19 protein-coding genes and 1 riboswitch are annotated in these 19,801 nt (G+C 51.2%); of the genes, 11 read left to right on the forward strand and 8 right to left on the reverse strand.

Features of this window, described 5'->3' with window-relative positions; all coding sequences use genetic code 11:
* Positions 1-24: 24 nt before the first annotated feature.
* The 5 genes from smpB to HQ49_RS10120 all read right to left on the reverse strand — a co-directional run bounded on the left by smpB (position 25) and on the right by HQ49_RS10120 (position 4,082).
* Entirely contained in the window at positions 25-486 is a 462-nt protein-coding gene (gene smpB / locus HQ49_RS10100) for an SsrA-binding protein SmpB (RefSeq protein WP_039419751.1), read from the reverse strand.
* 32 nt (positions 487-518) lie between these two features.
* Entirely contained in the window at positions 519-1,601 is a 1,083-nt protein-coding gene (locus tag HQ49_RS10105) for an LptF/LptG family permease (protein ID WP_039419752.1), read from the reverse strand.
* Positions 1,602-1,617: 16 nt separating this feature from the next.
* The gene (gene tgt / locus HQ49_RS10110; RefSeq protein ID WP_039419753.1) at positions 1,618-2,748 is read right to left on the reverse strand and encodes a tRNA guanosine(34) transglycosylase Tgt; all 1,131 of its coding nucleotides are present in this window, start codon (positions 2,746-2,748) and stop codon (positions 1,618-1,620) included.
* A 143-nt stretch (positions 2,749-2,891) separates the two neighbouring features.
* Entirely contained in the window at positions 2,892-3,371 is a 480-nt protein-coding gene (locus tag HQ49_RS10115) for an S-ribosylhomocysteine lyase (RefSeq protein WP_026292177.1), read from the reverse strand.
* Positions 3,372-3,395: 24 nt separating this feature from the next.
* On the reverse strand, positions 3,396-4,082 hold the full coding sequence (locus HQ49_RS10120) for a 5'-methylthioadenosine/adenosylhomocysteine nucleosidase (RefSeq protein WP_039419754.1): 687 nt from the start codon (positions 4,080-4,082) through the stop codon (positions 3,396-3,398).
* 522 nt (positions 4,083-4,604) lie between these two features.
* Positions 4,605-4,793: riboswitch (cobalamin riboswitch) on the forward strand.
* Between the two features lie 158 nt (positions 4,794-4,951).
* On the opposite strand from HQ49_RS10120, the gene HQ49_RS10130 reads away from it, so the two are divergent.
* Genes HQ49_RS10130 through HQ49_RS10150 form a run of 5 tightly spaced genes read left to right on the forward strand, consistent with a single transcriptional unit; the run spans position 4,952 to position 11,488 of the window.
* On the forward strand, positions 4,952-6,127 hold the full coding sequence (locus HQ49_RS10130) for an ABC transporter substrate-binding protein (RefSeq protein WP_039419755.1): 1,176 nt from the start codon (positions 4,952-4,954) through the stop codon (positions 6,125-6,127).
* Entirely contained in the window at positions 6,124-7,158 is a 1,035-nt protein-coding gene (locus tag HQ49_RS10135) for a FecCD family ABC transporter permease (protein ID WP_039419756.1), read from the forward strand. The genes HQ49_RS10130 and HQ49_RS10135 overlap by 4 nt, the downstream gene beginning before the upstream one ends.
* Positions 7,159-7,165: 7 nt before the next feature.
* Positions 7,166-8,167 carry an ABC transporter ATP-binding protein gene (locus HQ49_RS10140; RefSeq protein ID WP_039419757.1) on the forward strand — a complete coding sequence of 334 codons (1,002 nt, stop codon included), beginning with the start codon at positions 7,166-7,168 and terminating at the stop codon, positions 8,165-8,167.
* A gap of 23 nt (positions 8,168-8,190) precedes the next feature.
* Positions 8,191-9,354, forward strand: coding sequence for an adenosylcobinamide amidohydrolase (locus tag HQ49_RS10145; protein WP_039419772.1), 1,164 nt, complete (start codon positions 8,191-8,193; stop codon positions 9,352-9,354).
* 13 nt (positions 9,355-9,367) lie between these two features.
* Positions 9,368-11,488, forward strand: a complete 2,121-nt coding sequence (locus HQ49_RS10150) for a TonB-dependent hemoglobin/transferrin/lactoferrin family receptor (RefSeq protein ID WP_021677691.1) — start codon at positions 9,368-9,370, stop codon at positions 11,486-11,488.
* 143 nt (positions 11,489-11,631) lie between these two features.
* Here HQ49_RS10150 and HQ49_RS12850 read toward each other — a convergent pair whose 3' ends face one another.
* Complete coding sequence (locus tag HQ49_RS12850) at positions 11,632-11,754, reverse strand: DUF1661 domain-containing protein (RefSeq protein WP_021666012.1); 123 nt, start codon at positions 11,752-11,754, stop codon at positions 11,632-11,634.
* Between HQ49_RS12850 and HQ49_RS12375 the strand changes: the two genes are divergently transcribed.
* The 6 genes from HQ49_RS12375 to prmA all read left to right on the forward strand — a co-directional run bounded on the left by HQ49_RS12375 (position 11,696) and on the right by prmA (position 18,303).
* A complete protein-coding gene (locus tag HQ49_RS12375; RefSeq protein WP_235290126.1) occupies positions 11,696-11,857 on the forward strand; it encodes a DUF1661 domain-containing protein in 162 nt (53 codons plus the stop codon). The genes HQ49_RS12850 and HQ49_RS12375 overlap by 59 nt on opposite strands.
* Before the next feature lie 292 nt (positions 11,858-12,149).
* Complete coding sequence (gene sppA, locus HQ49_RS10155; protein ID WP_026292179.1) at positions 12,150-13,937, forward strand: signal peptide peptidase SppA; 1,788 nt, start codon at positions 12,150-12,152, stop codon at positions 13,935-13,937.
* A 29-nt stretch (positions 13,938-13,966) separates the two neighbouring features.
* Complete coding sequence (lpxK, locus tag HQ49_RS10160) at positions 13,967-15,040, forward strand: tetraacyldisaccharide 4'-kinase (RefSeq protein ID WP_018965037.1); 1,074 nt, start codon at positions 13,967-13,969, stop codon at positions 15,038-15,040.
* A gap of 5 nt (positions 15,041-15,045) precedes the next feature.
* The gene (gene thiL / locus HQ49_RS10165; protein WP_018965038.1) at positions 15,046-16,086 is read left to right on the forward strand and encodes a thiamine-phosphate kinase; all 1,041 of its coding nucleotides are present in this window, start codon (positions 15,046-15,048) and stop codon (positions 16,084-16,086) included.
* The gene (locus HQ49_RS10170; protein ID WP_039419758.1) at positions 16,079-17,443 is read left to right on the forward strand and encodes an MATE family efflux transporter; all 1,365 of its coding nucleotides are present in this window, start codon (positions 16,079-16,081) and stop codon (positions 17,441-17,443) included. The genes thiL and HQ49_RS10170 overlap by 8 nt, the downstream gene beginning before the upstream one ends.
* Positions 17,440-18,303 carry a 50S ribosomal protein L11 methyltransferase gene (prmA, locus tag HQ49_RS10175; RefSeq protein WP_039419759.1) on the forward strand — a complete coding sequence of 288 codons (864 nt, stop codon included), beginning with the start codon at positions 17,440-17,442 and terminating at the stop codon, positions 18,301-18,303. Before HQ49_RS10170 ends, prmA begins: the two co-directional genes overlap by 4 nt.
* A gap of 108 nt (positions 18,304-18,411) precedes the next feature.
* Here prmA and HQ49_RS10180 read toward each other — a convergent pair whose 3' ends face one another.
* Both HQ49_RS10180 and HQ49_RS10185 read right to left on the reverse strand, forming a co-directional pair.
* Entirely contained in the window at positions 18,412-18,957 is a 546-nt protein-coding gene (locus HQ49_RS10180) for a DJ-1 family glyoxalase III (protein WP_018965041.1), read from the reverse strand.
* Between the two features lie 14 nt (positions 18,958-18,971).
* Positions 18,972-19,799, reverse strand: a complete 828-nt coding sequence (locus HQ49_RS10185) for an energy transducer TonB family protein (protein WP_018965042.1) — start codon at positions 19,797-19,799, stop codon at positions 18,972-18,974.
* Between the last annotated feature and the right edge of the window lie 2 nt (positions 19,800-19,801).

A 19,801-nucleotide genomic window follows, 5' to 3' on the forward strand; every position in this document is an offset into this window, starting at 1 on the left:
ATCTTCTCTTAAATGGTTTATTGCTTAGCGTTTCATCGCACGATCCATCTCACGGCGATCATCGCGCTCTTTGATGGATGCACGCTTGTCATATTGTTTTTTCCCTCGTGCCAATCCGATCTGCAGCTTGGCCAATCCCCTCTCATTGATGAAGAGCTTGATCGGCACTATGGTCGTACCTACACTCTTGGAAGCCTCCTCGAGCTTGCGCAGCTCCTTGCGATTGAGTAGGAGCTTGCGATCGCGGCGAGCCACATGGTTGTTATAGGTGCCATAGAAGTATTCGGCTATGTACATATTCTTCACCCACAGCTCTCCCCGATGGAAGTAGCAATAGGTATCGACCAGACTACCTTTGCCCAATCGGAGCGATTTGATCTCGGTACCGACCAATACAATACCTGCCGTGTAAACGTCCAAAATCTCGTAGTCGAAAGTGGCACGTTTGTTCTTTATGAGGATATTCTTCTGTATTTTCTCTTTCATAGCTGTGGGTATCGTTAGATCCGGAAGTCTGTCTATCGCGGAGCTTTTTTATAAAGGAAAACGGCAATGACCGTAAACACGAAGTTAGGCAGCCAAGCTGCCATAAACGGAGGCAAAGATCCGCTGACGGCAAATGTGCCGGCAACGGTCATAAACAGGATATAGGCAAAGCTAAGCCCCAGACCGATAGCGATATTGATCCCCATCCCCCCTTTTACTTTGCGTGAAGAGAGGGAAGCACCGATAATGGTGAGGATAAAGGCCGAGAAGATGGCTGCATAGCGTTTGTGCAGCTCTATCTCAAAGAGCTTGACGTTGCCCACGCCCCTTTGCTTCTGATGCGATATATAGGTATGCAGGTCGGTAGTCGTCATAGTCTCCACATCGTCCTCTGCCACGAGGAAGTCGGCAGGGCGTACAGCAATGACCGTGTCCATCTCGCTCCCACTCTCGACCGTCTCCTTGTACTTGCCGAAGTGCCTGATCCTGTAGTTAAAGATGCGCCAGTTGTAAAGCGAATCGTACTGAATCCTGTCTGCTGTCAGACGGGAGACGAGCTGTTTGTCCTTGAACTCCTCCAGACTGAACTGATAGCCGGTTTGCATGGCATCGCTGTACGATCCGAAAAAGGCAAAGACCCCTTTCTTCACTTCGAGCTGAACGCTCTCGGCATACTGTACCTTCTTGTTCTTGATGTATTTGTTCTGAAAGTCAATTCGTGTAGCATTGCCCGGTGGGATAACGAAACTATTGAGCAGGAAAGTCAGTACGGCAATCACCGTTGCCGACAACATATAGGGCACCATCAGCCGCTTGAAACTGACTCCGGCCGAAAGCATCGCGATGATCTCGGATTTCTCCGCCAGCTTCGACGTAAAGAATATCACCGATATGAAGACGAAGAGCGGGCTGAAAAGATTGGCGTAGTAGGGAACGAAGTTGAAGTAGTAATCGAATATGATACTGTGCAGGCTGACCTCCGGCTTCATAAAGTCGTCGATCTTCTCATTGATGTCGAAGACGACCGAAACGGATATGATCAAGATGATGGAGAAGACGAACGTCCCCAAAAACTGCTTGATCAAATACTTATCTAACCTGTTCAACCTCTTCATGAGACACGATGATAAGCTACAGCCTGTTGTCAAGCTGTCGCACCATAGCCGTTTTCCAAGTGCGATAGTCGCCGATCTGAATATGCTTACGCGCTTGCCGAACCAGCTCGAGATAGAAGGCGAGGTTGTGAATAGAGGCGATTTGCAGACCGAGAATCTCCTGTGCATGGATCAAGTGATGCAGATAAGCCTTGCTGTAGCGGCTGTCCACGTACGATGTACCGTCAGGATCGAGCGGCGAGTAGTCGTCCGCCCATTTGGCATTGCGGATATTGATGGTACCCTGCCAAGTGAAGAGCTGCCCGTTACGGCCGTTGCGCGTAGGCATGATGCAGTCGAACATGTCCACACCGCGGTCTATCGCTTCCAATATATTGATCGGAGTACCTACCCCCATGAGGTAGCGCGGACGATCCTTGGGGAGGATTCCGTTGGTCAGTTCGATCATCTCGTACATCTTTTCCGTCGGCTCTCCCACGGCCAATCCTCCGATGGCATTTCCGGCAGCACCGACGGCAGCCACCATCTCGGCCGATTGGCGGCGCAGATCGGGATAGACGCATCCCTGTACGATGGGGAATAGCTGCTGCTCATATCCATAGAGAGGCTCTGTCTCACGCATTCTGCGCAGGCAACGTTCCAACCAGCGTCCGGTCAGGAGCATCGAGCGACGTGCATATTCGCGGTCGGCATCACCGGGGCAACATTCATCGAAAGCCATGATGATGTCCGCTCCGATAACGCGCTGGATGTCCATGACCCTTTCGGGTGAAAAAAGGTGCTTGGAGCCGTCTATATGGGAACGGAAGGTGGCACCCTCCTCTGTGATCTTCCGATTCTCCGCCAAAGAGAATACCTGAAAACCTCCGCTATCCGTGAGCAAAGGCCGCTCCCAGCTATTGAACTTATGCAAGCCTCCGGCACGCCTGAGCACATCCAGTCCGGGACGGAGATAGAGGTGATAAGTATTGCCGAGTATGATCTGAGCCCGAATATCCTCTTCCAACTCGTGCATGTGCACGGCCTTCACGCTCCCGACCGTGCCTACCGGCATGAAGATGGGAGTCTCTATAGCGCCATGGTCTGTAGTCAACAGACCGGCACGCGCTTCGCAGTCGGCACATGTATATTGGAGATCGAATGTCATGGGCTATTCCTCTGATTACGGAAAACAAAAATAGTCTTTTTCCCCGAGCCCATGCCATCGCAGGAAGCAAGAGGAGCAGCGCGGGGGAGAGCAGGTGTAGGAAGCAGAGCGGACTGTAAGCCCCATGCACAGTCCGGCAATCGTCAGTCGGGGTAGTTCAGGTTCTCCTCCGTCGCCACATCGAGCACCTCACGCAGGTATTTCTCGGCCTCATATTTGGCCATTGGCAGGTTGTGCAGCAGGCAGTTGCCACAGTCGCGTGGCTCCGTACCCGGCACTTCTCCCTCGAAGTCTCTGATGAAGCGGAAAGTCTCTTGCATAAGGGGCAGTATATCCTTCGACACATAATCACCTCGCATCAGAAAGTAATTGCCTGTAAGGCAACCCATCGGCCCCCAGAAAACGATCCGGTCCTTATAGAGCGGATGATTGCGCAGATAAGTTGCGGCCAAATGTTCGATCGTATGCAGTTCGGGTGCTCCAAGCACCGGTTCGCGATTGGGCTCTTTCATTCGAATATCGAAAGTCGTAACCACCTCTCCTCCCACATAGTCCTTGCGAGAGACATATATGCCTCGTTTGAGACGAATATGATCTAACTGAAAACTGGGTATTTTTTCCATCTCCATATCGGGATTGTCTGATTTCTACATTGCACTAAATACTCTTTCGAGAATAGAAAAGGTAGCCGGAGAAGCCTTGCACCAGAAGTCCATATACTCCGCGAAGTTATCCCGACCTTCGCCGGCAATATCGCTGATAATACGCACGGCGATGAACGGGACTCTGTATATATACGCAGCCTGAGCCAGCGCTGCAGACTCCATATCCACGGCAATGGCATCGGGAAAAGTACGACGGACAAAGTCCTGCTCCTCCGATGACGACAGGAAACGATCGCCACAGCAGACCACACCTTCTCGGACAGGTACCGGAAGCGAACGAAAAAGAGCGAGAAGGCCCTCCGAAACGGGATAATACAGGGGAAAGCCCTGCACCTGCCCCCAAGCGACATCGGCTCCGCACGACACATCGTGATAGCACACAGCCGTGGATACTACCGTATCATGGACAGCCACATTCTGCCCCAATCCTCCGCTCACGCCTATATTGATGAGGTAGTCGGGACGATAGCGGTGGATCAGTTCTCCGGCACAGACAGCAGCAGCCACCTTCCCTATTCCGCTCAGGGCATATATAACGCGGTGTCCTCCGACAATTCCGACGACGGCACGGAAAACCGGATCCCGTATTTCTTCCTTATTTTCGAGGATGTCCGGTAGCAGGCGAAACTCTTTCTCCATGGCTACTACCACACCGATAGTCTTGTTCATTGCTGTACGGGCTTCTATTCTTCGATCGGCCAAAGGTATATCATCTGTCGCAATTATGTTTGTATGCAGAGTTGTCAGCTGCATATCCCCTTTAGAGTCGTTCGAGAGAATTCGTCCGCATGGGGATGCCGACAAAATTGCCGAACGAGAAAAGCGCAAATCGTGGTGCGCAAATTCCGGAAAAGTCGCGCCAAAAAAATTTCGATCCCACGCGTAAAATTTTCACTTCCCGAACCAAAGTGAAAAAGTTTACGAACCACGTTTTTCGGAACGTGGGAAAAGAAAATTTTGGTGTGCAAAAAGGTTGAGCAATCTCCGCGGCTATGCCTCGCCGAACGTGGGAGTTTTTTCAAAAGAGAGTTGGCCGGCGATCATAGCAGCCTGCGCATGCCCCCGGAGCGTCCCGGGCGACACTATTGGTAATGTCACAGTCTGTCAGTATCTTTGTGTCAGATTGGATTCATAGAAGACGGTAAGCCGATGCCTCCCGGCATGACTTATCATTGAAAGCCGATCCGCATATGTACGGTTCACAAAGCGGACTTTCCCGTCTGTCGGGAAGTCTGCCGAATGATTAAAAGGGAATTTGGTGCAAAGCCAAAACTATCCCCGTAGCCGTATGGTCGTACCTGTCGCTACAGAACGATGCCACTGCGCGCCGGCGCGGGAAGGCGTAGCGATTTAGGCCGAGTCGGAAGACCTGCCGTACATGGCGAAAGGATGCTGCCATTTTTTGGGGCCGGTATCATACAGTATTAATTCTTTCGGGTCGAAGAGGATTGATTCACATCGGGCAGTTGCTTCCGCAAGGGTATGGCATAGTCTGAGAATCCGTTTTATTCGTCTCGAATCAGACTAACGATTCAGCTATGTCCAAGAGGTTCGGATGGCTCATCTATGCGTTTATCGCCTTCGCCCTATACTCCTGCAACGGCTCTTCACGAGGAAGAGGATCCCGAGCAGAAACAGTGTCGATAGACACGGCCGATTTTAATTTCCCTGTCAGATTCGAATATGCCAAAGGCATACAGGCCGTCAATCATACCGGCTACAAAACCATCTATATATTCCATCCGGACAAGTCCGACACGATGGCCGTCTATATCCTTTATCCCCGTGACGGCAAACGTCCTGCGACAAGACATCCCAAGGCCCTCTATATCCCCGTACCGGCACGCAGTATAGCGTGTCTGTCCACGACACAAATAGGCTCGCTTCCCCTACTCGATCAGATAGACAAACTGGTGGGTTGCATCAACCTGAAAAACATTTGCAACGCCGACATCCGCAGCCGCGTAAAGAAAGGCTATGTACAGGAGATCGGCACCGGTATGACCAAAAATATAGAGCAGATAGCCGGACTCCGCCCGGAGATCCTCCTGCAGGATTTATTCCACATCTCAGACAAGGACGAAGAGCTGATCGCATCGGGCATCAACACCGTATTATACAACGAATGGAAAGAGCGGGATCTGCTCGGCCGTGCCGAATGGATGAAGCTGACGGCGATGCTCCTCGGCTGCAACCGTCGTGCTCATGAGGTTTTCGAACAGATAGAATCGGAGTATGCGGATGCTCGCAAATTGGTAGCAGATAAGACCGACACCATTGCCATCATGTACGGGCAGGATTATAGTGGGACTTGGTATCTGCCCGGAGAGTACAGCTACAGTACAGCCATGTTCAGAGATGCACGAGTATCTTTCGACTATGCAGCCGGCAAAGTCAGTAGCCAGCCGTGCAGTTTCGAGTATATTTTCAGTCGCCATCGTCACGCCGGAATCTGGATATGTACGATGATGGGAAACATCAAGACAATAGATGAATTTCTCGCTCTGAACGAACGCTACCGACATTTCGATGCCACCCAAACCGGCAAGGTCTACATCGACCGCAAGCGCGTGAACGAGAATGGGGGCAATGACTACTGGGAGAGTGGACTGTATCGTCCCGATCTTTTGCTCAAAGACATCATCAAAATCACTCGGCCGGAGCTTCTGCCCGAGTACGAGACTTCATACTGGATAGAACTGAAAAGGCCATGACGCGGTCCTCATTGATATTCGGCACACTCTTTCTACTGACTGCCGTGGCTTTCGTGGCCGACCTCATATGGGGCAGTCTGGATATATCGCCGGCCGACGTGCTGCAAGCTCTGACCAACGGATCGGATATGCAAACGACCAATGACTATGTCATTCGCAATTTCCGTCTGCCGAAGGCTCTGACCGCTCTCTTTGCCGGTGCCGGCATATCCATCGCAGGTCTGCAAATGCAGAGTCTCTTCCGCAATCCCCTGGCCGACACCTCCATTCTGGGGATCAACAGCGGAGCAGGCCTTGGCGTGGCTCTGTATATCATGTCGTTCGCTATCATTCCGGGCCTCAGTCTGTACTCCGGCTCGGCTGACACATGGGGCGTAGCCACGGCAGCCTGCATAGGTTCCATGCTGGTACTTCTACTCATCTCGGCTGTAGCAGCGTGGCTCAGAGATATGGTCTCGGTGCTGATTGTCGGAGTAATGGTCGGCTTTTTGGCCAGTTCGTTTATATCCATTCTCCAGTTCTTTTCCGACAATGAAATGCTCAAAGGGTATCTGATCTGGTCTTTCGGCAGCGTGGCCGGCACGACATGGCGACAGCTATCCCTGATGATCCCCATCGTTTCGGGCGGTCTCTTCCTGTCCATGCTGATGCCCAAGTATATGAATGCGCTCAACATAGGAGAGAACTATGCTCGTAGCGTAGGTATCCACGTGGAGCGAGAGCGAATTATTCTGATCGGCATCACGAGTATCATTACCGGAACGATTACGGCTTTTACAGGCCCTATTGCCTTTTTGGGGATAGCCGTACCTCACTTCTCACGCATCCTATTCAAAAGTTCGGACTACCGCATACTGCTCCCCGGCACCATGCTGTGCGGTGCTCTGCTGATGCTCGTGTGCGACATGATCACGCAGGTACCGGGCAAAGGCTTTGTATTGCCGATCAACGCCATCACCTCGATGATTGGTGCTCCCGTAGTAATCATGACGATCGCTCGCAACCGCAAAAAGCGTTTAATCTTCAACTGAACAGGCGATGATCCATACCGACAATGTGACCCTGACGGGACTATCTACCGGATACCGAAGCAAGAAAACGGAGCGCATCGTATCGAAGCTAATCGACCTTTCCATGCTTAATGGCGAACTGGTAATGCTGATGGGTCCGAACGGCTGCGGCAAATCCACGCTCATGCACACCATCGCAGGATTACTGCCGCCTATTTCGGGGAATATCACCATTGCAGGACGCGACATACACGGTCTCCGCATGAGAGAGAAAGCCAAGATGCTCAGTCTGGTACTGACCGACAAAATAGCAGCGACGAATCTGACTGTTCGGGATATTGTCGTCATCGGACGCTATCCCTACGTCAATTATCGGGGTAGCCTGACCGCAAAGGACAAGGAGATTGTGAATGAATCGCTCATAGCATGCCGACTGATGGGATTCGAGTCGCGCCAATACGGGGAACTAAGCGATGGAGAAAAACAGCGTGTAATGATAGCCCGCGCTTTAGCCCAACAGACTCCCGTGATGCTTCTTGACGAACCTACGGCACACCTCGATCTGCCAAGCCGTCTGGAGGTGATCATCATGCTGCGCGAATTGGCACGCAAAACGAACAAGAGTATCCTCGTTTCTACCCACGAAATGGATCTGGCCCTGCAATGGGCGGACACGGTATGGCTGATGAACAGCCAAGGGGAGATTTGTCGTGGGGCACCGGAGGATTTGGTACTGAACCACTGTTTTGAAAAAGTATTCGGCAACGAAACTCTTTCCTTCAATATAGACAGCGGAGCCTTCTCCGTCAAACATAAAACGGCTACACCTGTTTCTGTAGAAGGACAGGGTGCTGCCTACAAATGGACACTGAGCGCTTTGCACCGGAATGGCTATGTGGAATCTGCAGATGCCTCCAGTCGCAAAATCACCGTGGGAGAGGGCTGCTGGATTCTGCAGGAGGGCGATTCCTCGAAAAGCTTCGACTCCATCGGCTCCTTGCTACAAACGCTGCACGCTCACCACGAATGAATGCTTGTGAAACAAACAATTATATGCAAAACCCTACGATAGATTTCGACAAAGAAACGCCTCTGTTTTTTAGTCCTATGGGCGATCCTCTTTACCACTTGAAAGAAAGTATGATCGTTCGCTTCGCAGGACGCAGAGGAGTCGTGAGCACCTGCAATCTCAACGGCGGCTACCGAGAAGACCTCCGCTACGCCTTCAACAACAGTTGCGGGAGGGATCCCGACGTAATAGCCAAACGCTCTGTCGGGATGCGAGGAAAGACCCTGACCGAACACTACGCCGCCTTAGCGGAAGAATTGGGTCTGCCTCTTGACAAAACAACGGGCATGGGTACTGCTGCCCTGATCGAAAATACGGCAACCTCCTCCCGCCAATACCACGGAGTAACGGTCATGGCGGTTGCCACGGCAGGTATAGATGTAAATGGGGGACGCGCAGGAGAACCTGCCGCATACAACGAATTTACCCAAACAGACCTGATTAAGCCGGGTACCATCAACGTATTCCTGTTCATCGACGCCTCATTGGATGCAGGAACACTAACACGCGCCCTCGTCACCGCCACCGAAGCGAAATCGGCAGCCCTGCAGGAACTGATGGCAAACAGCATGTATTCCGAAGATTTGGCCACCGGCTCAGGAACGGATTCGCTGATAGCCATCTGCAATAAGGAGTCGGAGATAGTGCTTCAGAATAGTGGCAAACACGTGCTTTTGGGCGAAATGATAGGCCAAAGCGTGAAAGAGGCTATTACGGAAGCCTTATCCCGACAGACAAAGATGACCCCTACACGTCAGGCTTCGATCGAATGGCAGACCAAACGCTACGGAATAACGAGAGAAGCGATCGTCTCCGAATGCCTGCGCCTGTATCCACATCTGAAAAAAGAGGTTGTAGAAGCAGGAATCGGCGGTATCGATCGAGACAACCGTCTGGTAGCCGCAGTGGCTGCCATTGCTCATTTGTGCGACCAAAACCGCTGGCAAATCATCTCGGACAAGAGCATGACCTGCACAGCCGAAAACATATTGCATACGATACTTTCGGAGGAAGGTATCTCCGAGGAGGCAAACAGAAAGGACATTGTATGCGGACAAGATGCGCCGGCATATCGTCAAGTGCTGTCCTTCTGCCTCCATACCCTTGCAAGAATACTCCACAACAGAATTATTCATTCATCACTTTAACATATCAATAATTATGAAAAAGTTTTTCTTCGCGCTACTATCGATTGGTATTTCAGCGCAGGCTTTTGCCAAGACGGACAATGTCCCGACAGATTCGCTACGAGTACACAATCTTCAGACCGTCACGGTCTATTCTACACGCACGGCCGTACCTCTGAAAAAGATACCGGCCAAGATGGAACTCATTCCATCGCGCAACATCAAGCAGTCCGGCTTTAACAACATGACCGACATCCTCAAGACGCAAAGTTCGCTCGATGTCATACAATACCCGGGCTTTAGTTCGAACATCGGTATCCGCGGTTTCAAGCCCTCCGGCAAGTATGTAACCGTATTGGTAAACGGCATCCCTGCGGGAACGGACAATATCTCTACGCTCAATACGAGCAACATCGAACAAATCGAGATCCTCAAAGGCCCGTTCTCTTCCATCTACGGCACCAATGCCATGGGCGGTGTGGTGAACATCATCACCCACAAATCCAAGGACAAGATCCATGGCAACGTTTCTCTCTTCGGCGGTAGCTACCAGACCATGGCCGGATCATTCAACTTGGGTGGCCGCTTCGAGGATATTTTCTCATTCGATCTTAGTCTGGGCTTGGACAAGCAGAACAAGGACTATAAGACCGGATCAAACAATTTCCTATCCCTGAGCAAACTGGAAGAAGCTATAGTAGATGTAAATGCTACCAAAAACAAGAAAATGAAGGGGAGCGACTATACTGTAGCAACGGGACGTCTGCGTTTCGGTATCGACTTCACGCCCGAATGGTCGCTGAATCTGTATCAGAACGTATTCCTCGGAGATGCGATTCCCGTAGGAGGATCTATATGGGGCGTTTACGGAGAATCCAAGAAAAATCTGAATCGTTCTTCGACATCTTTCGAGCTGCTCGGCAAACAAGGCTGCCACACGCTTCAATTCTCCCCCTACTTCAACATAGAGAAATCGGAGAACTATAACAATGCCGATCCCACCGGTTTCATCAACTACAAAAGCGACTACTACACCTATGGTGCCCTACTCCAGGACAAAATTTCCTTTGGAGGACAAAATATCGTACTCGGTGTCGACAGCCGAAACATGACGATGGAGTCAGAAAGATTCGAGCAGGCAGGAGTGAATACAAAGCCATACAACCCCGGATATGCCACGAACAATATCGGTTTGTTCGGACAGGCCAATTTCTACCTGCTGAACGATGCTCTATCGATCTCTGCCGGTGCACGTGCCGACTTCATGTTCTTTGACCTGAAAGCGAACGAGTATCTCAACAATGAAGCCAAACAGGAAACTCATAACGTAATCAATCCGAATGTCGGAATCAAATATGAGTTTGTGAAAGGCCTTACAGCTCATGGTACATTCGGTAGTGCATTCAGTGCTCCCGATGCTTTCCAAAAAGCAGGCCAATACGTAGGCCCGTTCGGCACGACCATAGGCAATCCTGACCTGAAACCCGAAAAGTCCATGACCTGGGACTTCGGTATCGGATACAGCAATGCACGCTGCGGGATCCAAGCCGACGTAACCTATTTCCACACCGACCACAAAGATCTGATCTTGTCCAGCCCTGACTATGCTAATAATATCACCACATACATCAATGCCGACAAGGCTCGTATGAGCGGTATCGAGGCCCTTTTGTCTTATGACTTCGGCAGCCTCTTTGCCAACAAGTTCTCTCTCCGCGCATTTGCGAATGCCACGATCATGCTCAATTCCGAGATGAAGAAAAGCCAGACCGATGCCCCTTGGAGCGAAATGTACTACGTTCGCAAGCAGAACATCACCTTCGGTATCGAATATCGTGGCAAAGAAGGACTTGAAGTGATGCTCAACGGTCGCTTCATGGGACGCAGGATCGAGCAAAACTGGTACGCTTACTACCCCGAAGTTCGCCCCGAACTCCAGCAACTGCTTGCAGCAGAAGAGCCTGAATTGGCTGCTCAGGGACTGCTCCGTCATCCGCAAGCAATGGTGTTCAATGCCTCTGCTTACTACCACATGAACAAGTATCTCACCTTCGGTGTGAATCTGAACAACATCCTGGATGAGCTTTATACGGAGAAAGACGGCTACCACATGCCCGGACGTAACATCATGGGTAAGGTTATGGTCAACTTCTAATTCTCTTTCCCGAGAGCAGATATAAAAGGAGCCGGTCTCCCTGCATAATCCTCACAGAGCAAAGCGGATATTCCTCTCATATCGAGAGCGGGTATCCGCTTTCTGATTTGTACATCCTTCCGAACTCCTCTTGACATCGCCCTTTACGCTCGTGAAAATCGCTGTTTCACACACTGAAAAACATGGCGCGAGAAAAATTTGATTTTGGTGCGAGAAGCAAAAAATTTCCGAACCAAAACGGGAAAAAAGTCGCGCGTTTTTTTCAAGAAACACGTTCGTAAAATCAGCGAATTTTGGTTCCTAAAATCATTTTCCTCCTCTCTCCATCAAACAAAAAGCCCGGCGAAATATACATTTAAGGCCTTGTAGGAATCAGGTCTTAACGGTCTTCTCTATCGAAAAGGAAAGATCAAAATTTGGCCGCTGTCTATGCTAAATTATTCATCTTCTCCTTGCTATAACGATGAGTGATAAATCATTCGAAAAAAGCTGCTTTATGGGGAGTCTGAATATTTTGATCACTATCTTTTGCGTTACTCTTTCACGTCGAAAATGACAGAAATTGGCAGGGAAAACCCGTGCGACACTGTAAATTAAATACTTACCTTTGCAATAGTGACATTAAAACGACAAAAAGACAAAATCAAATAACAAATCTGAAATGAAAGAATTTTTCAAAATGTTTTTCGCCTCGGTCCTCGGGGTTATAACGGCAGGAATCATCCTGTTTTGTATCTCTCTATTTATCTTTTTCGGCATCGTAGCCGGTATTGCCTCCAAGGCAACGGGAGGAGCTATTCCGAAAATCGAAGCAAACTCCATCCTACATATAGACAATTCCTCTTTCCCTGAGATCGTATCGGCCAATCCTTGGAGCATACTCACAGGCAAGGACGAAGCCGTATCGCTCTCACAGGCAGTCGAAGCCATCGGCCAAGCCAAAAATAATCCTAACATAACCGGTATTTTCCTCGATCTGGACGACCTTTCCGTCGGCATGGCATCGGCAGAGGAATTGCGTCGCGCGTTGCAGGATTTCAAGATGTCGGGCAAGTTCGTCGTATCCTATGCCGACAGATACTCCCAAAAGGGTTACTACCTCTCCAGTATTGCAGACAAACTCTACCTCAATCCGAAAGGAATGCTGGGGCTTATCGGGATTGCTACCCAAACGATGTTCTACAAAGATGCCCTCGACAAATTCGGCGTGAAAATGGAGATCTTCAAGGTTGGTACCTACAAGGCAGCCGTAGAGCCATTCATGCTCAACGGGATGAGCGATGCCAACCGCGAACAAATCACCACATACATAAACGGGCTTTGGGACAAGATCACATCCGATATTGCAGAGTCGCGCAAGACGGCAATGGACTCCGTGAAAATGTTTGCCGACAAAGGCGAAATGTTCGGCCTTGCGGAGAAAGCGGTGGAAATGAAGCTCGTAGACGAGCTGGCTTACCGTACCGATGTGGAGAAAGAACTCAAAAAGATGTCCCAGCGCGGAGAGAAAGATGAGCTTCGGTTCGTATCGCTTTCTCAGGTTCTGGCCAATGGCCCGATGAACAAAACGAAAGGCAGCCGGATCGCCGTTCTCTTTGCCGAAGGTGAAATAACGGAAGAAATAATAAAGAAGCCGTTCGACACCGATGGTAGCTCCATCACACAAGAACTCGCCGAAGAAATCAAGGCAGCAGCCGATGACGATGACATCAAAGCCGTAGTACTTCGTGTCAATTCTCCGGGAGGTAGTGCTTTCACTTCCGAACAGATATGGAAGCAGGTAGTGGATCTCAAGGCCAAAAAGCCTATCGTGGTCTCCATGGGCGACGTGGCGGCCTCGGGTGGATACTACATAGCCTGCGCAGCCAACAGCATCGTGGCAGAGCATACGACTCTGACCGGCTCCATCGGCATATTCGGCATGTTCCCGAACTTCGCAGGCGTAGCCAAGAAGATAGGAGTGAATATGGACGTCGTACAGACATCCAAGTATGCAGACTTGGGCAACACTCTCGCACCGATGACGGTCGAAGATCGTGCCCTCATCCAACGCTACATAGAGCAGGGCTACGACCTCTTCCTCACTCGCGTATCGGAAGGCCGCAACCGCACCAAGGCGCAGATCGACAGCATCGCTCAAGGCCGCGTATGGCTCGGCGACAAAGCTCTTGCACTCGGTTTGGTGGATGAGCTTGGAGGTTTGGACACAGCTATCAAACGGGCTGCGACACTGGCTCAGCTCGGTAGCAACTACAGCATAGAGTACGGCAAGACCAAGCGTAACTTCTTCGAAGAGTTGCTCTCCTCATCAGCGGCGGATATGAAGTCTGCCATCCTGAGTACCATTCTCTCCGATCCGGAAATAGAAGTTCTGCGCGAACTCCGCTCCATGCCGACCCGTCCTTCGGGCATACAGGCACGTCTCCCCTATTACTTCATGCCGTACTGATAAATGAGACAACCGTAATTGCCGAAGAGATGGATGCGCCTCGTATCAACAAGTGGCTCAAACCGCTTTCCGCCCTCTACGGGGTGGGCGTGAGGTTGCGCAACTATCTCTTCGACAAGAACGTCCTGATTTCGAACTCTTTCGACATCCCTATCGTCTGTGTAGGCAATATCACCATCGGCGGCACCGGTAAGACTCCCCACGTAGAATACCTGATTCGGCTCCTGCATCCACGCTATCGCATAGCGGTGGTCAGCCGTGGCTATAAGCGGAAAACCAAAGGGATGATCGTTGCAACCGAAGGATCGACTGCATGGGATATAGGAGACGAACCCCGTCAGATCAAACGAAAATATCCGGACCTGACCGTCATCGTAGATGCTGACCGGAGCAGAGCCATCGGCTATCTATGCGATCTGGCAGAAGAACAAAGGCCGCAGCTCATCATTCTGGACGATGGTTTCCAACACCGTAAGGTGAAAGCAGACCTGAACATAGTACTCACAGACTACAACCGTATTCTGACCAAAGACTATCTGCTTCCGGCCGGTCGTCTGAGAGAGCCTGCCGGCTCTATACAGCGAGCCGACATGGTAATCCTGACCAAATGCCCCGACGATCTTGCTCCCATAGATCTTCGAGCAGCCAAACGCGACTTGGCCTTATATCCGCATCAGAAGCTGTTTTTCTCCAAATTCCTGTACGGGCAGGGACTGAAGCCTTTGTTTTCCGATCAGCCTCCTTCGGCAGAAGTACACTCTGTGCTGGCTATCGCCGGAATAGCAAGTCCGAAACTGTTCTTCCGAGAGATCCGCACCCGATTCCCCTCCGGAACGGATCGCATCTATCCGGATCATCATGAGTTCACCGACAGAGAGATCGGTCTGCTCGTCGAAGATTGGCAGGAACTGTGCCGGAAAGATGCCGATGCCATAGTGGTATGTACCGAGAAAGATGCCATGCGACTGGCCCTACGGCGATCTTCTTTTCCGCAAGAGATGCAGGAAAGATTTTATTACCTGCCGGTAGAAGTAAAGCTGATGTTCGATCAGGAAAAAGTATTTGTCGATAGGCTGCTGGGAGTCATCCAACACAAAAAATAAGCGTAATGAAACGTACCGAAATATCTTCTCTGGGTGAGTTCGGACTCATCCGGCACCTCACCGATTGCGTCCGACTGAAAAACCCCGGCACCCTCAAAGGCATAGGGGACGATGCTGCCGTCATCTCATTCGATGAAGGCATGAAAGCACTTGTCACCACCGATATGCTCCTCGAAGGAATCCACTTCGACCTCACTTATACCCCTCTCAAACATTTGGGATACAAGAGTGCGGTAGTAAACTTCTCCGACATATATGCCATGAACGGCACACCGCGGCAGCTGACGGTCTCCATCGGCGTATCGGCACGGTTCTCGGTAGAGGATATAGAACAGATCTATCAGGGTATCCTCACGGCCTGCGATGTCTACGGCGTAGACCTCGTAGGAGGCGATACCTCGGCGTCGCTTACCGGATTGTGTCTGAGCCTGACCTGCATCGGGGAGGCACGAGAAGAGGAAATAGTGTATCGCAGCGGAGCCAAACCGACCGATCTGATCTGCGTGAGCGGAGACCTCGGCGCAGCCTATATGGGACTCCAGCTACTGGAGCGTGAGAAAGCGGTTTACCGGGGAGAGAAGGACTTTGCACCGGATTTCGCCGGTCATGAGTACATACTCGAAAGACAACTGAAACCGGAAGCGCGCAAAGACATCGTGGAGAAGCTACGCTCAGCCGGCATCAAACCGACAGCCATGATGGACATATCGGACGGGCTATCGTCCGAACTCCTCCATATAGCGCATGCCGGAAAGGTCGGCATCCGTATATATGACGACAAATTGCCCATCGACTACCAGACGGCAGCCATGGCGGAAGAGTTCAACATGAATCTCTCCACAGCCGCTCTGAACGGGGGTGAGGACTACGAATTGTTGTTTACCGTACCTCTCGCCCGTCTCGATGATATTCAGCGAATAGAGGGCATCCGCCTGATCGGCCATATTACGGAAGAGGCCGATGGTCACGTTCTCGTGGCACGAGACGGAACGGAAATTACCTTGGTAGCACAAGGATGGAATGCAGCAAAGGCTCTGAATGGGTAGTATCCGACTACAAAACCTCACAGAAGGGGAAATAAAAGGACGTCTGCTCCGACTGGCTCTGCCCATCATGGGTACTTCCTTCGTGCAGATGGCTTATAGCTTTACCGATATGGCCTGGTTAGGCCGGTTGGGTAGCAAGTCCGTAGCAGCCGTAGGTATTGTGGCGGTACTGACGTGGCTCTCCAGTTCCATATCGGCTATTAATAAGACCGGCAGTGAAGTGACGATAGGCCACAGTCTCGGCAAGGGTTCCATCGAGGAAGCACGACGATACGCTTCGCACAACGTTTCGATGTCCCTGCTGATCTCCTCCGTCATCGCTCTTCTGTTTTTCCTTTTCCCACACCTTTTCCTCGGCATATATCATTTGGAGGACGATGTACACGCTTTGGCTCTTACCTACCTGCGCATAGTGGCATGCGGCCTGCCTTTCACCTTTGCAGCCACCGCATTCAGTGGCATCTACAACGGAGCCGGCCTCAGCTCTATACCCTTCAAGGTCAGTAGCACGGGGCTGGTACTCAATATGATTCTGGATCCGTTGCTGATATTCGGACTGGGATGGGGGACGATCGGAGCGGCCATAGCCACGCTGATCGCTCAGATATTCGTATTCGTTCTGTTCGTTTACAGGCTCAGATGGCAGGACAAGCTGTTGGATTGCTTCCCGTTCTTCGTCCGACCGGACAATATACATAGCGGTCGCATCTTGCGTATCGGTCTGCCTGTAGCTGCTCTCAACTCTCTCTTCGCCATCATCAATATGATGCTTGGCCGTCTGGCTTCGCAGCAAGGAGGACATATCGGAGTGGCAACGCTGACTACGGGCGGACAGCTGGAAGCCATCACTTGGAATACTTCGCAAGGATTCAGCACGGCACTAGCTACTTTCGTGGCTCATAATTACGCTGCCCGTCAGGGCAAACGTATATTTTCTGCCTATCGTTATACCCTACTCTACTGCTCTGTTTTCGGCATTCTCGGCACAGTGCTTTTCGTTTTCTTCGGTAATGAAGTTTTCCGGCTCGTAGTACCGGAAAAAGAAGCCTACCTGTCGGGAGGTATCTATCTGCGCATCAGCGGCTATTCCCAGCTACTGATGATGCTGGAAATAGCCACTCAAGGCCTGTTCTACGGGACAGCACGGACGGTTTTCCCTGCCGTTATCAGTATCGGGGGGAACCTCCTGCGGATTCCGCTGGCTTTGCTGCTTATCGGTATGGGCTTCGGACTGGAATCCGTATGGTGGGCGATCAGCCTCTCATCCATGCTCAAAGGTGTAGCCATCGTGTGTGGACTGCCCTATCTCAACAGACGCATCAAACGACATAGCCAACCCCTACCTGCTTCGCAATGAAATACATCGCATACACATTCGAACTCACATGCCGACCGGACGAACTGACTTTGGAGACGGCATACGACCTGCTTAGTGCCGAACTTGCCGAAATAGGATTCGAGAGTTTCGAGCAAAACGAGACTTGTCTTCGTGCCTATATCCCTGCCTCCACCGATATAGTATCCAACATTCCTGCACTATTGGAGCAGTTTCCGCTGCCGGATCTTCTGTGGCAATACTCATCCGAGATCCAGCCCGACATCAACTGGAACGAACAGTGGGAAAAGAACTTCTTCCGCCCCATTCGGATCGAAGACAAATGCCTCGTACGAGCACCTTTCCATCCGACCGATCCGGATATACCGCTCGAGCTGATTATTTCTCCTAAAATGGCCTTTGGGACAGGGCACCATGAGACTACTTCGCTGATGATGAGCTATCTTCTCGATATGGATTTGCGTGGATTGAGAGTTCTGGACATGGGTTGCGGTACGGGGATCCTTGCCATCTTAGCTCGCAAGCTCGGAGCCTCTTCTGTCACAGCTATCGACATAGACGACTGGTGCATACGCAACACGGGCGAGAATGCAGCTCTCAATGGAATTCGGGATATTGATGTTCGTATAGGCGACGCATCTCTTCTTGCCGATTGTCCGATGTTCGATCTGATTATCGCAAACATCAATCGTAATATTCTGCTGAACGATATGTCCGCATACAGATCCCGACTCGGTAATGGTGGCACCCTGCTGTTAAGCGGTTTCTATACGGAGGATATACCGATCCTTACTGAATGCGCCGGAACGCTGGGTCTGACTCATTCGAAAACGCGCTCACGTAACAACTGGGCTGCACTGCGGTTTACCGCCGGCTCCTAAAAGATAAAAAGGGGCGAGAGCTTCGGGAAGCACAGGAAACTAAAAAGAAAGTGTCCCGCACCTTGCAGTACGGGACACTTTCTTTTTGTGAGGTATAGGATATTCGAGTTATCTGAAGAGTGTGCCGGCGGCGATCTCATCGGCTACCTGATCACCGCATAGGTAACGAACCACTTCTATGGCAAATGCAAAGACACAGGCAGGGCCTTTGCCTGTAATAACATGTCCGTCACGTGTGGCAGCCTCACCCGTATAATCGGCACCTTCGAGTTTGGATTCAAAACCCGGATAGCAAGTAGCTTTTCTGCCACGGACAAAACCCAAACCACCGAATACCAAAGGAGCCGCACAGATAGCTGCCACAAGCTTTTGGGCGGCATAATGTTCGCTTAGAAGTCGGCGAAGAGGTTCGCAGCTATTCAGATTATCGGCTCCGGGGAGTCCTCCCGGCAAAACCAAAGCATCCACTGCCGGCAAATCGGTCATCAGACGATCGGCCTTAACGGTGATCCCATTGGCTCCCTCTACATAGAGCGAATCCGTAATGGAAACAAATTCGGCGGCTACGCCTCCCCGACGAAGAATGTCGAGCGTGCCTACGGCTTCGGTCTCTTCGAAACCGGGAGCCAGAAATACTAATGCTGTCTTTTTCATATTCCTTATGTTTTTTACTTGATGTCGAAATGATAGGTGATCACTCCCTCCTGATCTCCGCCCCCTGCTATGGCATTGAAACGAGTAGTCTTGGCTGCCTCTATAGCTGCTCGCTGAGCGGCAGCATCCGTGATATTGGTACCGCGCAGACGGATGGAAGCATCGGTCACACGTCCGGCATTGTTTACGACGATGTTTACCCGTACCGTGCCACGAATAGGTTTGCTGTAGCGAGGCTTTTCCGGATAGCCACCATTGCCCACGATAGTACGGCCGGTGAGCGAGTACGAAGAACCGCTACCTCCGGGATTGCCCTGATTGCCATTGGCCTGTGTGCCCGTACCTTGTGTATTGCCTTGCTCGGCACCTCGTCCGAATGCTCCGGCCACATTATTATTGATGGCCTTGCCTGCTTCGGCCTTGCGCTTACGCTCGGCTTCCGCAGCTGCCTCTGCCCGTTTGCGAGCCTCTTCAGCTTCACGCTTGCGTTTCATTTCAGCTTCTTGACGAGCCTTTTCGGCTTTGGCCAAATGAGGAGCCGGCTCTACGTCCTGATGGAGGTCGGACTCGGCCGGTGCCTGTGGCTTTTTGACTGCGGGCTGTTTCTGCGTTGGAGTTTGTTCCGTCTGTACATCGGGATTGGATGCCGTTTCCTGTGGTGCCGGCTCGAAAGCTCCGGACGAAAGCTCCGTGATTCCGAAATTGACGAGTATCAGCTCTTCCGGTTCTTCGCGCGGAGCGGCACGAAGATGCAGCACGAACAAGAGGGCGATCAGTGCGACATGTGCCCCCACCGATACGGCTATGGCAACGGCATTGCGTTTGACTTTCTCTTGTTGCATGA

Source organism: Porphyromonas gulae, from assembly GCF_000765945.1.
Classification (GTDB): Bacteria; Bacteroidota; Bacteroidia; order Bacteroidales; family Porphyromonadaceae; genus Porphyromonas; species Porphyromonas gulae.